Below are 12,609 nucleotides of genomic sequence, written 5' to 3'. Positions count from 1 at the left end.
AGTTCTATCGCTATCCTCACATGAGACCGCATCAATCCCCTGCATCACTACTTGGCCCGCGGAGGACCCGTGACCGACCTGATCACCCCGGAGCTGGCTCACTCGGAGCAGCCAGGCGACGGCCAGCCGTACCTGTACCGGCGGGCCGAACTGGTGGAACCCGACTGGACCCGGCTACCAGGCTGGAAGGACGTCACGGCCGAGGAGTGGCGCTCGGTGCAGTGGCAGCGGTCGCACTGCGTCAAGAACGTGAAGCAGCTCCGGGACGTGATGGGCGACCTGCTCGAGGAGCGGGTGTACGAAGACCTGGCCCGGGACCAGGCCGAGCGCGCCACCATGTCGATGCTGCTGCCGCCGCAGATGCTGAACACGATCGTCCCGAACGGCGCGGCCGACTACACCGAGGCCTTCTACGCCGACCCGGTCCGGCGGTACATGCTGCCGGTGTACAGCGACCGGCGTACCGACTGGCCGTCGCACCCGCACGCGACCCGGGACTCGCTGCACGAGCACGAAATGTGGGCCACGGAGGGGTTGACCCACCGCTACCCGACCAAGGTTCTCGCCGAGATCCTGCCGACGTGCCCGCAGTACTGCGGGCACTGCACCCGGATGGACCTGGTCGGGAACTCGACGCCGGTGATCGACAAGCTGAAGTTCGTCGCCAAGCCGCAGACCCGGCTGGACGACATGCTCGACTACCTGCGGCGTACGCCGGGGGTGCGCGATGTCGTCGTGTCCGGCGGTGACGTCGCGAACATGCCGTGGCCGCGGCTCGAGGCGTTCCTGAACAACCTGCTCGAGATCGAGAACATCCGCGACATCCGGCTCGCCACCAAGGCGCTGATGGGGATGCCGCAGCACTGGCTGTCGTCCGACGTCCTGTCCGGCGTCGAGCGGGTCGCGTCGGTCGCGCGCGACCGGGGCGTGATGCTCGCGATGCACACCCACGTGAACGCGGCGCAGTCGGTCACGCCGCTGGTCGCCGAGGCCTCGAAGGCGATGCTCGACGCGGGGCTGCGGGACGTACGCAACCAGGGCGTGCTGATGCGTGGGGTGAACGACACGATCCCGCAGCTGCTCGACCTGTGCTTCGCGCTGCTCGACGGGGCGAACATCACGCCGTACTACTTCTACATGTGCGACATGATCCCGTTCTCGGAGCACTGGCGGGTGTCCGTACGCGACGCGCAGCACCTGCAGCACGGCATCCTCGGGTACCTGCCCGGTTTCGCCACGCCGCGGATCGTGTGCGACGTCCCGTACGTCGGGAAGCGCTGGGTGCACCAGCTGTCCGAGTACGACGAGGTGCGCGGCATCTCGTACTGGAAGAAGAACTACCGCACCGGCATCGAGCAGCAGGACCCCGAGGCGCTGAACCGCACCTACGAGTACTACGACCCGATCGACACCCTCCCCGCCGAGGGCCAGGACTGGTGGCGCCAGCACGCCGGCACCAGCCTCGCCGAGGCCGAGCAGCGCGCCGCCGCCTCCCGGGCAGCCGCCGAGTCCCAGAAGCTGCTCGATATCAACTGACGGTCACAGCGCCGGTGGTCGGCGTTCGTACGGGGTGCTGAGGACGATGGTCGTGGTGGTCGAGACGTTGGCTCGGGCGCGGATCACGGCCAGGAGGTTCTCCAGGGCAGCGGGCGTTGCCACCCGGACGACCAGGACGTAGCTGGAGTCGCCCGCCACCGAGTAGCAGGACTCGATCTCGGGAACCTCGCGGAGGCGTTCCGGTGAGTCGTCAGGCTGAGACGGGTCGATCGGGCGGATCGAGATCAGCGCGGTCAGCGGCAGATCCAGCGCGGTGTGGTCGACGGTCGCGGCGTACCCCTGGATGATGCCGCGCTGCTCCAGGCGCTTCACCCGCTGGTGCACGGCCGAGGTGGACAGGCCGGTCGCCTTGCCCAGATCGGTGAAGCTCATCCTGCCGTCGGTCGTGAGCAGCCCGACGATCTTTCGGTCCAGGTCCTCCATCCCCAAGACATTACTTGAGCAACCACCCCACCGCAGCGTGATCTCGCGGACCGGCCGGATCCTGGCCGGGTCCTGCCTGGGTCCTGTCGGCGGGCTGTGAAAGCATCTGGGCATGGCTGACAGACCCGAACGGCTGATGCTGCTCGACACGGCATCGCTCTACTTCCGCGCGTTCTTCGGCGTACCGGACACGATGAAGGCCGCCGACGGTACGCCGACGAACGCGATCCGCGGGCTGCTCGACTTCATCGCGCGGCTGGCCGAGAACCACCGCCCGACCCATCTGGTCGCGTGCTGGGACGACAACTGGCGGCCGTCCTGGCGGGTCGCGCTGATCCCGTCGTACAAGGCGCAGCGGGTCGAGTTCGTGTCAGCCAAGGGCGAGCAGGTCGAGGACGTGCCGGACCGCCTGGAGGTGCAGGTGCCGTACATTCGCGCCTGCCTGGACGCGCTCGGGATCGCCATCGTCGGCGCCGCGGACCACGAGGCCGACGACGTGATCGGCACGCTCTCGCACCAGGCGACGATGCCGGTCGACGTCGTCACCGGCGACCGCGACCTGTTCCAGCTGATCGACGACAGCCGCGGCATCCGGATCGTGTACACGGCCGCGCGGGGCGTCGGCCGCGCGGAGGTGTACGACGAGCAGGCGCTGCTCGCGAAGTACGAGATCCCCGCCAACCGGTACGCGGACTTCGCCACCCTCCGCGGCGACGCGTCCGACGGGCTGCCCGGGGTGAAGGGCGTCGGCGAGAAGACGGCCGCCGCGCTCGTCACCGCGTACGGTGATCTGGACGCGATCCGCGCCGCGGCGGCCGACCCGGGTACGCCGATGGCGCCCGGGGTGAAGAAGAAGATCCTGGCCGCGAGCGAGTACCTCGACGTCGCGCCGAAGGTGGTCGCGGTCGCGAAGGACGCCCCGGTGGGTACGTACGACGCGAGGATCCCGGCCGCGGTGAAGGATCCCGAGAAGTGGCTGGACCTGGTCGAGCTGCTCGAGCTCGGCAGCAGCGCGCAACGCGTCATGTCCGCGCTCGACCTGGGACCGAAAGCATGAGCACGCGAGAGCTGGCCGAGCAGTTCCGGTCGGAGATCGTGACGCTTCGCCGGGCGCTGCATCAGGTGCCCGAGTACGACCTCGATCTGCCCAAGTCGCAGCAGCTGATCCTCGACGCGCTGGCCGGATTGCCGTTGGAGATCACGCTCGGCAAGGAGCTGTCCTCGGTGACCGCGGTGCTGCGCGGTGGCGGTGGTCCCGGTCCGGTCGTGCTGTTGCGTGGCGACATGGACGCGCTGCCGGTGACCGAGCGGACCGACGTTCCGTTCGCGTCCCAGCATCCGGGGATGATGCATGCCTGCGGCCACGACCTGCACGTCGCCGGCCTGGTCGGCGCGGCGAAGGTGCTGTGCGCGCTGCGGGACGAGCTGCCGGGCGACGTGGTCTTCATGTTCCAGCCCGGTGAGGAGACCAGCGGCGGCGCGCCGATCATGATCCGCGAGGGCGTACTCGACGCGGCCGGCCGCCGGGCCGACGCGGCGTACGGGCTGCATGTCGGATCGTCGTCGCAGCCGCTGGGGATGTGGAGCAGCCGGCCCGGTTCGTTCATGGCCGCGGCGGATCAGCTGCACGTACGCGTCGTCGGCGAAGGTACGCACGGATCGACGCCGTTCCGCGGCAAGGACCCGATCCCGGTGGCGTGCGAAATGGTGATCGCGTTGCAGACGATGATCACCCGGCAGTTCGACGTGTTCGATCCGGTGGTGCTGACGGTCGGGCGGATCGCGGGCGGGACCAAGGAGAACATCATCCCGGACGACGCGTTCTTCGACGCGACCGTGCGGACGTTCTCCGAGGCGACCCGCGCCAAGGTGGCGCGGACGTCCGTCCAGCTGGTCGAGTCGATGGCGGCGGCGCATGGCCTGGCTGTCGAGGTCGAGTACCAGATCGGTTATCCGGTCACGGTCAACAACCCGGACGAGTACGCGTTCGCCCGGGACACGATCGTCGATCTGTTCGGCGCCGACCGGTTCCAGGAACGTGCCAATCCGCGGTGTGGCGCCGAGGACATGTCGTACGTACTGAACGAGGTCCCGGGCGTGTACCTCAACCTGAGTGCCTGCGCCTCCCCCGACCCGGAGACCGCACCGGACAACCACTCCCCCTTGGCCAACTTCAACGACTCGGTGCTGCCGGACGCGTCGGCGCTGCTGGCCGAGCTCGCGGTCCGCCGCCTGCGGCGGTGAGGACGGCGCCGGCGATCGTGGTGGCCGCGGCGACCAGGTAGATCGCGGACACGCCGGATCCGGTGGCGACCCGGCCGCCGATCCAGCCCGCGAACGCGGCAGCGAGCTGGTACGCCGACGCGTTCACGGCGATCGCCAAGGTAGGCGCGGCGGCCGCGGTTGTCAGTACGCGGGCCTGCATGCCCGGGATCACCGAGAAGCCCACCGCGCCGACGGCGAACACAAGTAGACCGGTGAGGACCCGGCCTGGGCTCATCCAGAGGGCGACCAGGAGCACGGCGAGCAACGTCAGCGCACCGAGCTGGGACGCTCGCAGCGCCCGGTCGGCCAGGCGACCGCCGGCGAGATTGCCGATCGTCGCGCCGACGCCGTAGACGAGTAGCATCGGCGCGACGGCGGCCGCGGAGAACTCGCCCGGTCCGGTCAGCAGTGGCGCAAGGTACGTGAAGACCATCAGCAGGCCGACGTTCGCGACCGCGGTGATCGTGATCGCGCGGAGCAGTTGGCGGTCCCGGAAGACGGTGAACTCGCCGAGGGCACTGGCGCGTACGCCAGGCTGATCGCTGGGGATGTACCGCGCGACCAGGGCCAGGCCGATCGCGCAGCAGGCGGCGATGGCGGCGAACGTCGTGCGCCAGCCGAACGCGGTGCCGATCCAGGTACCGAGCGGCGCGCCGAGGATCATCGCCAGGTTCATGCCGAAGGCAACTTTCGCGACCGTGGACGCCTTCTGGTCCGGTGCCGCCGAGGTGGTGGCGATGACTATCGCGTTGGCGAAGAACGTCGCGGTGACGAAGGCGGTGACGATCCGGGCCGCGAACAGTACGCCGTAGGTTGGCGCGGCGGCCGACAGCAGGTTGCCGGCCACCGCGACGGTGAGCAGCGCGAGCACGAGGGGTTTTCGCCGTCGCCCGGCGGTGATTGCCGTCAGCAACGGTCCGCCGACGATCATGCCGAGCGCGTACGCGGTCACCAGCAGGCCGGCGGCCGGGATCGGCACGCCGAGATCGCCGGCCACCGCGGACAGGATCCCGGCGACCACGAACTCGCCGGTCGTCACTCCGAACACGCAGACCAGCAGCGCGGTCAGCTTCATAGGGTTTGCACCTCACGGATAGATTGCCTATCAACCGTGAGACACGGTAGGCCTCTCTCACGGATATCCGCAACCCGTACCATGAGAAGCATGCCGGATCAGCTCGCTGCACCGTTGCCGCCCGCGCCGGGCGCGGACTCGTACGTCGCGCTCGACTTCGCGAACTCCGTGATCGCCCTGCCGGGTGGCCAGTACGTCGATCTGCTCGGCAGCCCCGCGTCCGTCAACGCCTGGCTCAGCGCGCACGCGCTCGCGCCTGAGGACGCCGACGTCCAGGAACTGTGCGCGACCCAGCTCCGCGCGCTCCGCGAACACATCCGCTCACTCTTCACCGCGCGCGCCACCGACGTACCCGCGCTGCCTGCCGCGGTCAACGCCGTCAATGACGCGCTAACCCTCGTCCCCACCACCGCGCTGCTGCGCTGGGACGACAAGACCGGCCCCTACCGCGCCACGCCCTGCCCGACCAACGCGATCCTCGACCACGCCCTGGCCACCCTCGCCGCGAACGCCGCCGACCTCCTCACCGCCCCCGAAGCCGACCTGCTCACCCCCTGCACCGCCACCCCCTGCAACCGCTACCTACTACGCCACGGTCGCGCCCACTGGTGCTCCACCCGCTGCGGGAACCGAGCCCGAGCCGCCCGCTCCTACGCCCGGCGCACCTCACAATCGCCGCAATAGGGAACGGGGACGCCCGGTTGGGCGTCCCCGTCGTGGTGGGTTGGGTCAGCTGGCGGGTGGGGCGCCGGCTGGGGTTGCGAGGGCGGCGGCCTCCTCGTCGATATCGGTTACCGCGCCGGTGAACTGGGCGTTGTACAGGCGGGCGTAGGCGCCGTTCAGGGTCAGCAGTTGCTGGTGGTTGCCCTGCTCGACGATGGCGCCGTTCTCCATTACCAAGATCAGGTCGGCGTCGCGTATGGTGGAGAGCCGGTGGGCGATGACGAAGCTGGTGCGGTCGGAGCGCAGGGCAGCCATGGCGCGTTGAACCAGGACCTCCGTACGGGTGTCGACCGAGCTCGTCGCCTCGTCCAGGATCAGCAACTGTGGGTCGGCGAGGAACGCGCGGGCGATGGTGAGCAGCTGCTTCTCACCGGCGCTGACGTTACTGCCTTCCTCGTCGATGACCGTGTCGTAACCATCAGGCAGGCTGTGCACGAAGCGGTCCACGTACGTCGCCTTGGCCGCCGCGAGCATGTCCTCCTCGGTGGCGTCGAGATTGCCGTACCGGAGGTTGTCGCGGATCGTGCCGCCGAACAGCCAGGTGTCCTGCAGCACCATGCCGATCCGGGACCGCAGGTCGTGCCGGGTCAGCTCGGTGATGTCGACGCCGTCGAGCGTGATCTTGCCGCCGTTCAGCTCGTAGAAGCGCATGATCAGGTTCACCAGCGTGGTCTTGCCGGCGCCGGTCGGGCCGACGATCGCGACCGTCTGGCCGGGCTCGGCGACCAGGCTCAGGTCGGAGATCAGCGGCTTCGCCGGGTCGTACGAGAACGAGACGTGCTCGAACTCGACCCGTCCACGCGCGTCGGTGACCTGCTCCGGCGTCTCGTCCTCCGGCACCTGCTCCTCGGCGTCCAGTACCTCGAACACCCGCTCGGCCGATGCGACACCCGACTGCAACAGGTTCGCCATCGAGGCGACCTGGGTCAGCGGCTGGGTGAACTGGCGCGAGTACTGGATGAAGGCCTGGACATCACCGAGCGACATCGTGCCGGACGCGACCCGCAAACCACCGATGACCGCGATCACCACGTAGTTCAGGTTCCCGACGAACATCATCACCGGCATGATCAGGCCGGAGATGAACTGCGCGCCGAACGCCGCCTGGTACAGCTCGTCGTTCTTCTTCGCGAAGTTCGCCTCGATCTCCTTCTGCCGGCCGAAGACCTTGACCAGCTCGTGACCGGTGAACGCTTCCTCGATCTGCCCGTTCAGCGCGCCGGTGTGCCGCCACTGCGCGACGAACCGGGTCTGCGACCGCTTCGCGATCACCGCGGTCAGCACCATCGAGATCGGGATCGAGATCAGCGCGATCAGCGCCAGCGTCGGCGAGACGACGAACATCATCGTCAGGACGCCGATCACCGTCAGCAGCGAGGTGAGCAGCTGGCTCAGGGTCTGCTGCAGGCTGGTCGAGATGTTGTCGATGTCGTTCGTCACCCGGCTGAGCAGCTCGCCGCGCGGCGCGCCGTCGAAGTAGCTCAACGGCAGCCGGTTCAGCTTGTCCTCGACGTCCGAACGCAAGCTGAGGATGGTCCGCTGGACCACGCCGTTCAGGATGTAGCCCTGGGCCCAGGACAGGAAGAACGCGCCCGCGTACAGCCCGAGGACCAGCAGCAGAACGTTGCGCAGGGCATCGAAATCGATGCCGACGCCCGGGATCAGGTCGATTCCCTGCAGCAGGTCGGCGAGCCGGCCGTTGCCGGCGGCCCGGGTCTGCTCGATCACCTGCTCCTTGCTCACTCCGTGCGGCAGTTTCTTGCCGATCGCGCCGGCGAAGATGATGTCCGTGGCCCGGCCGAGGATCTTCGGGCCGAGCACCGAGAGCCCGACGCTGAAGATCGCCAGCAGGACGACGCCGGACACCTGCAACCGGTGCGGCCGCAGCCGGCCGAGCAGCCGCTTCGCGGACGGCAGGAAGTTCATGGACTTGTCGCCCGGGATACCGCCCGGAGGCCCGAATGCCCGGCCCGTGGTCGGCCGCTCGGTGGCCTTCACCGTCTCGTTGCCCTCCGGAGCGGCCTCGTTCTCCTCGCTCATGCCGCCTCCTCCGCGGACCGCTGGGACTCGACGATCTCGAGGTACGTCGGGCACGTGTCGAGCAGTTCTTCGTGCGTACCGGTGCCGACGATCGCACCGTCCTCGATCACCACGATCCGGTCGGCGTCGATGATGGTCGAGACGCGTTGCGCGACCACGACCATGCAGGCGTCCCGGGTGACCGGCCGCAGCGCCGCGCGAAGCCGCGCGTCGGTGGCCAGGTCGAGCGCCGAGAACGAGTCGTCGAACAGATAGATCTCGGGTTTGCGGACCAGCGCCCGCGCGATCGCGAGCCGCTGCCGCTGACCGCCGGAGACGTTCGTGCCGCCTTGCGCGATCGGCGATTCCAGTCCGTCCGGCATCGCCTCGACGAAGTCACGCCCCTGCGCGATCTCCAGCGCTTCCCACAGTTCGTCGTCGGTCGCGTCCGGGTTCCCGTACCGCAGGTTGCTGGCGACCGTCCCGGAGAACAGGTACGGGCGCTGCGGCACCAGGCCGATCCGCTCCCAGAGCGCCTCGGGTTCGATGTCGCGTACGTCGACGCCGTCCACCAGCACCCGGCCCTCGGTCGCGTCGAACAATCGGGGTACGAGGGACAGCAATGTCGTCTTGCCCGCGCCGGTACTTCCGATGATCGCGGTCGTCTGCCCCGGCGAGGCGGCGAAACTGATGTCGCGCAGCACCGGTTCGGCCGCGCCCGGGTACTTGAAGGAGGCGTTCTCGAAGACCAGCTCGCCGCGACCGGTGAAGCTGCTGATCGGGGTGGCCGGCGGGCGTACCGACGAGTCGGTGTCGAGCACCTCGGCGATCCGGTCCGCGCAGACCGCGGCGCGTGGCACCATGATCATCACGAACACGCCCATCATCACCGAGAACAGGATCTGGATCAGGTAGCTCAGGAACGCGGTCAGCGCGCCGACCAGCATCTTCCCGTCCTCGATCCGGGAGGCGCCGAACCACAGCACCGCGACGCTCGACACGTTCAGGATCAGCATCACGGTCGGGAACACCAGCGCCATCAGCCGGCCGGCCCGGATCGCGGTGTCGGTCAGGTTCTCGTTCGCCTCGCCGAACCGCTTCACCTCGTGCGGTTCCCGGACGAACGCGCGGACCACCCGGATCCCGGTGATCTGCTCGCGCAGCACCCGGTTCACCCCGTCGATGTTCTTCTGCATCTTCCGGAACTGCGGAACCATCCGGCTCGCGATGAACCCGACGCTGATGGCGAGCAGCGGTACGGCGACCGCGACCAGCCACGACAGCCCGACGTCCTGACGGACCGCCATGATGATGCCGCCGACCATCGTGATCGGCGCCGCGACCAGCATCGTCGTGGTCATTACGACCAGCATCTGGATCTGCTGTACGTCGTTGGTGCTGCGCGAGATCAGCGTCGGCGCGCCGAACTGGTTGACCTCACGGGCGGAGAACTCGCCGACCCGGTGGAACACCGCGGCGCGGACATCCCGCCCGAACAGCGCGGCCGTCTTCGCGCCGAAGTACACGGCGGTGATCGTGCAGGCGATCTGCAGCAGGCTGACGCCGAGCATCCAGCCGCCGGTCCGCATGATGTAGCCGGTGTCGCCCTTGGCCACGCCGTTGTCGATGATGTCGGCGTTGAGCGTGGGCAGGTAGAGGGAGGCGATCGTCCCGACCAGCTGCAGGACCACCACCAGGGACAGGTTTCCCGCGTACGGACGCAGGTGCGTACGCAAGACTCGAAGTAACATCAATCTTCCCCAGAGTCGTGATGACGGGCGCCTTCGAGCGCGAACTCGACGACGTCCTCGGAAGCCGGTGGCTGACCGGTGTGGCGTTTGCGGAGCCCGTCGTACGCGAGGTCGACGATCTCCTCGGCGGTCAGCGCGTGGCCGCCGGAAATCAGTGGGTGGGTGGCGGAGAAGGTGAGCAGCCCGATCATCCGGACCACCTCCTCCGGTGGCAGCCGGAGCTGGTCCGCGTCCGGCCGGAGCAGGTCGGCGAACGCGGCGTTGGTCAGGTCGGACTGACGCTTGCGGCGCGCCTCGTCCATCGGAGTCTGTTTCAGGTCCGGCGGCCGGCGCAGCCGCATCGCGACCATCAGCCGGAAGATCCGGCGCAGCAGCGTCTGGCTGGCCTCGACCGCGGCGATGGTCCGCTCCCGCAGCGGCAGCGACCGGTCGACCTGCTGCAACGCGACGATCACGTCGCTGGTGTCCATCGCGGTCGCCATCACCGCCTGCAGCAACGCGTCCTTGCTGCCGAAGGCGCGGAAGATCGTGCCTTCGGCGACGCCGGCCGCTTCGGCGATCCGCTTGGTGCTGACCTCCGGGCCGAACTCCTCCAGCAACGGCAGTGTCGCCTCGACGATCGCGGCGCGCCGCTCCTCGGGTGGCAGTGGGGTTGCTCGTGGACTCACGTGCTCCACGATAACTGAGTGAGTACTCACTCACAACTACGCCCAAGCCTGATCGTAGGCATGAGTGAGTACTCACTCACAACTGCATTTCGCCGGTTTGCGCGTACCGTACAATGTACGGACCTTGCCCGGAGTTGACCTCTACATTGCTAGAGGTTCTAGCGTCGGGTTTTGTCGGTGGTGTGCGGAATCATCGACAGTCCCCGACCGACCGATTCAGCGGAGCCCAGCTGTGAGTATGGAAATGACCGCGTGGAACTCGATGTACCACGCGATGCACGCGCAGGACGAGAAACGTCCGTTCTCCCGCGCGACGCTGCACCGGATCCTGGCGTTCGCGCGACCACACCGCAAACACCTGATCTGGTTCCTGGTGCTGAGCACCGGCGGCGCCGTGCTTGCCGTGGCGACCCCGATCCTGGCCGGCAACGTCGTGAACGCGATCGTCGACGGCAAGGCGTTCGACGTCGTGCTGCGGCTGTCGCTGCTGATCGCGCTGATCGCGGTCGCGGAGGCCGCGCTCGGACTGTTCACCCGCTGGCTGTCGGCCAGTATCGGTGAAGGCCTGATCCTGGATCTGCGGACCGCGGTCTTCGATCACATCCAGCGGATGCCGATCGCGTTCTTCACCCGGACCCGGACCGGCGCGCTGGTCTCCCGGCTGAACAACGACGTGATCGGCGCCCAGCGCGCGTTCAGCGACACGTTGTCCGGCGTGGTCAGCAACCTGGTGGTGCTGGTGCTCACGCTGTTCGTGATGCTGCGGGTGTCGTGGCAGATCACGCTGCTCGCGCTGGTCATCCTGCCGATCTTCGTCATTCCGGCCCGCCGGTTCGGGTCGCGGCTGGCCGGGCTGCAGCGCGAGGCCGCCGACTACAACGCCACCATGAGCACGCAGATGACCGAGCGCTTCTCGGCGCCGGGCGCCACGTTGGTCAAGCTGTTCGGCCGGCCGGCGCGGGAGTCGTCCGAGTTCGCGGTCCGGGCCCGGCGGGTGCGGGACATCGGCGTCCGGACGGCGATGGTGCAGTGGATCTTCGTCACCGCGCTGACCCTGGTCTCGGCGCTGGCGCTCGCGGTCGTGTACGGGCTCGGTGGCTTCCTCGCGCTGCGGAATCAGCTCGACGCGGGTGCCGTGGTGTCGATGGCGCTGCTGCTGACCCGGCTGTACTCACCGCTGACCGCGCTCGCGAGCGCGCGGCTCGAGGTGATGACCGCTCTGGTCAGCTTCGAGCGGGTCTTCGAGGTGCTGGATCTCGAGCCGCTGATCAAGGACAAGCCGGGCGCTGGGCGGGTCCCGGAAGGGCCGGTCGCGGTCGAGTTCGACGCGGTCAGCTTCGCGTACCCGTCCGCGGACAAGGTGTCGCTGGCGTCGCTCGAAGAGGTCGCGAAGCTGGACACCCGCGGCGGCGTCGAGGTGCTGCACGAGGTGTCGTTCCGGGCCGAGCCGGGGCAGATGGTCGCGCTGGTCGGCTCGTCCGGCGCCGGCAAGTCGACGATCGCCCAGCTGCTCCCCCGGCTGTACGACGTGGACTCGGGCGTGGTGCGCCTGGCCGGTACCGACGTACGCGACGTGTCCGCCGAGTCGTTGCGCGAGACGCTCGGGATGGTCACGCAGGACGGCCACCTCTTCCACGACAGCATCCGGGAGAACCTGCTGCTCGCCCGTCCGGAAGCCTCCGAGGCCGAGGTCTGGGACGCGTTGGAGCGCGCCCGGCTGAGCGAGCTGATCCGGTCGTTGCCGGACCAGCTGGACACGGTGGTCGGCGAGCGTGGATACCGGTTGTCCGGTGGTGAACGCCAGCGGCTGACGATTGCCCGGTTGCTGCTCGCGCAGCCGCGGGTGGTGATTCTCGACGAGGCGACCGCGGCGCTCGACTCGACCAACGAGGCAGCGGTGCAGGCGGCACTGACCGAGGCGCTCGCGGGGCGTACGGCGGTGGTGATCGCGCACCGGTTGTCGACGATCCGCGCGGCCGACCAGATCCTGGTGATCGAGGACGGCCGAATCGTCGAACGCGGCCGGCACACGGAACTCCTCGCCGCCCGCGGACGTTACGAAGAGCTGTACCGGACCCAGTTCGACCAGCCGGGGGCGGAAGGCACGCCGGTTCCGGCCTGAGCTGGC

General features: G+C 68.6%; 10 protein-coding genes. 5 read left to right on the top strand and 5 right to left on the bottom strand.

Features of this window, described 5'->3' with window-relative positions; all coding sequences use genetic code 11:
• Positions 1-69 precede the first annotated feature (69 nt).
• Positions 70-1,536: a lysine 2,3-aminomutase gene (locus tag HDA44_RS07090; RefSeq protein WP_184832333.1), complete on the top strand. Its 1,467-nt coding sequence runs from the start codon at positions 70-72 to the stop codon at positions 1,534-1,536.
• Positions 1,537-1,539: 3 nt separating this feature from the next.
• Here HDA44_RS07090 and HDA44_RS07085 read toward each other — a convergent pair whose 3' ends face one another.
• Complete coding sequence (locus HDA44_RS07085) at positions 1,540-1,980, bottom strand: Lrp/AsnC family transcriptional regulator (protein ID WP_184832332.1); 441 nt, start codon at positions 1,978-1,980, stop codon at positions 1,540-1,542.
• A gap of 136 nt (positions 1,981-2,116) precedes the next feature.
• On the opposite strand from HDA44_RS07085, the gene HDA44_RS07080 reads away from it, so the two are divergent.
• Positions 2,117-3,037 (top strand): 5'-3' exonuclease, encoded by a 921-nt coding sequence (locus HDA44_RS07080; RefSeq protein WP_184843034.1) that lies wholly within the window; start codon positions 2,117-2,119, stop codon positions 3,035-3,037.
• Positions 3,034-4,224, top strand: a complete 1,191-nt coding sequence (locus HDA44_RS07075; RefSeq protein ID WP_184832330.1) for a M20 metallopeptidase family protein — start codon at positions 3,034-3,036, stop codon at positions 4,222-4,224. Before HDA44_RS07080 ends, HDA44_RS07075 begins: the two co-directional genes overlap by 4 nt.
• Here the strand turns inward: HDA44_RS07075 and HDA44_RS07070 are convergent.
• Positions 4,154-5,320, bottom strand: a complete 1,167-nt coding sequence (locus tag HDA44_RS07070) for an MFS transporter (protein WP_184832328.1) — start codon at positions 5,318-5,320, stop codon at positions 4,154-4,156. The two genes, HDA44_RS07075 and HDA44_RS07070, sit on opposite strands and share 71 nt — an antisense overlap.
• Before the next feature lie 90 nt (positions 5,321-5,410).
• On the opposite strand from HDA44_RS07070, the gene HDA44_RS07065 reads away from it, so the two are divergent.
• Positions 5,411-6,004, top strand: a complete 594-nt coding sequence (locus HDA44_RS07065; RefSeq protein ID WP_202887231.1) for a CGNR zinc finger domain-containing protein — start codon at positions 5,411-5,413, stop codon at positions 6,002-6,004.
• A gap of 45 nt (positions 6,005-6,049) precedes the next feature.
• Here HDA44_RS07065 and HDA44_RS07060 read toward each other — a convergent pair whose 3' ends face one another.
• The 3 genes from HDA44_RS07060 to HDA44_RS07050 are packed head-to-tail and all read right to left on the bottom strand — an operon-like array spanning position 6,050 to position 10,481.
• Positions 6,050-8,083 carry an ABC transporter ATP-binding protein gene (locus HDA44_RS07060; protein ID WP_184832325.1) on the bottom strand — a complete coding sequence of 678 codons (2,034 nt, stop codon included), beginning with the start codon at positions 8,081-8,083 and terminating at the stop codon, positions 6,050-6,052.
• Complete coding sequence (locus HDA44_RS07055; protein ID WP_184832324.1) at positions 8,080-9,813, bottom strand: ABC transporter ATP-binding protein; 1,734 nt, start codon at positions 9,811-9,813, stop codon at positions 8,080-8,082. The genes HDA44_RS07060 and HDA44_RS07055 overlap by 4 nt, the downstream gene beginning before the upstream one ends.
• Complete coding sequence (locus tag HDA44_RS07050) at positions 9,813-10,481, bottom strand: TetR/AcrR family transcriptional regulator (RefSeq protein ID WP_319039803.1); 669 nt, start codon at positions 10,479-10,481, stop codon at positions 9,813-9,815. The genes HDA44_RS07055 and HDA44_RS07050 overlap by 1 nt, the downstream gene beginning before the upstream one ends.
• A 244-nt stretch (positions 10,482-10,725) precedes the next feature.
• Here HDA44_RS07050 and HDA44_RS07045 point away from each other — a divergent pair, with 244 nt between their 5' ends.
• Positions 10,726-12,603: an ABC transporter ATP-binding protein gene (locus tag HDA44_RS07045; protein ID WP_202887970.1), complete on the top strand. Its 1,878-nt coding sequence runs from the start codon at positions 10,726-10,728 to the stop codon at positions 12,601-12,603.
• Positions 12,604-12,609 lie beyond the last annotated feature (6 nt).

This window comes from Kribbella solani (assembly GCF_014205295.1).
Taxonomy (GTDB): domain Bacteria; phylum Actinomycetota; class Actinomycetes; order Propionibacteriales; family Kribbellaceae; genus Kribbella; species Kribbella solani.
The sequence above is the reverse complement of the archived record's forward strand: the minus strand, read 5'-3'. Positions and strand labels throughout refer to the sequence as shown.

What these genes read in the sequence shown, in the direction of transcription:
- HDA44_RS07070 (WP_184832328.1), bottom strand. Translation starts at nt 5,320, where the DNA reads ATGAAGCTGACCGCGCTGCTGGTCTGCGTGTTCGGAGTGACGACCGGC.
- HDA44_RS07080 (WP_184843034.1), top strand. Translation starts at nt 2,117, where the DNA reads ATGCTGCTCGACACGGCATCGCTCTACTTCCGCGCGTTCTTCGGCGTA.
- HDA44_RS07060 (WP_184832325.1), bottom strand. Translation starts at nt 8,083, where the DNA reads ATGAGCGAGGAGAACGAGGCCGCTCCGGAGGGCAACGAGACGGTGAAG.
- HDA44_RS07085 (WP_184832332.1), bottom strand. Translation starts at nt 1,980, where the DNA reads ATGGAGGACCTGGACCGAAAGATCGTCGGGCTGCTCACGACCGACGGC.
- HDA44_RS07065 (WP_202887231.1), top strand. Translation starts at nt 5,411, where the DNA reads ATGCCGGATCAGCTCGCTGCACCGTTGCCGCCCGCGCCGGGCGCGGAC.
- HDA44_RS07075 (WP_184832330.1), top strand. Translation starts at nt 3,034, where the DNA reads ATGAGCACGCGAGAGCTGGCCGAGCAGTTCCGGTCGGAGATCGTGACG.
- HDA44_RS07055 (WP_184832324.1), bottom strand. Translation starts at nt 9,813, where the DNA reads ATGTTACTTCGAGTCTTGCGTACGCACCTGCGTCCGTACGCGGGAAAC.
- HDA44_RS07045 (WP_202887970.1), top strand. Translation starts at nt 10,726, where the DNA reads ATGACCGCGTGGAACTCGATGTACCACGCGATGCACGCGCAGGACGAG.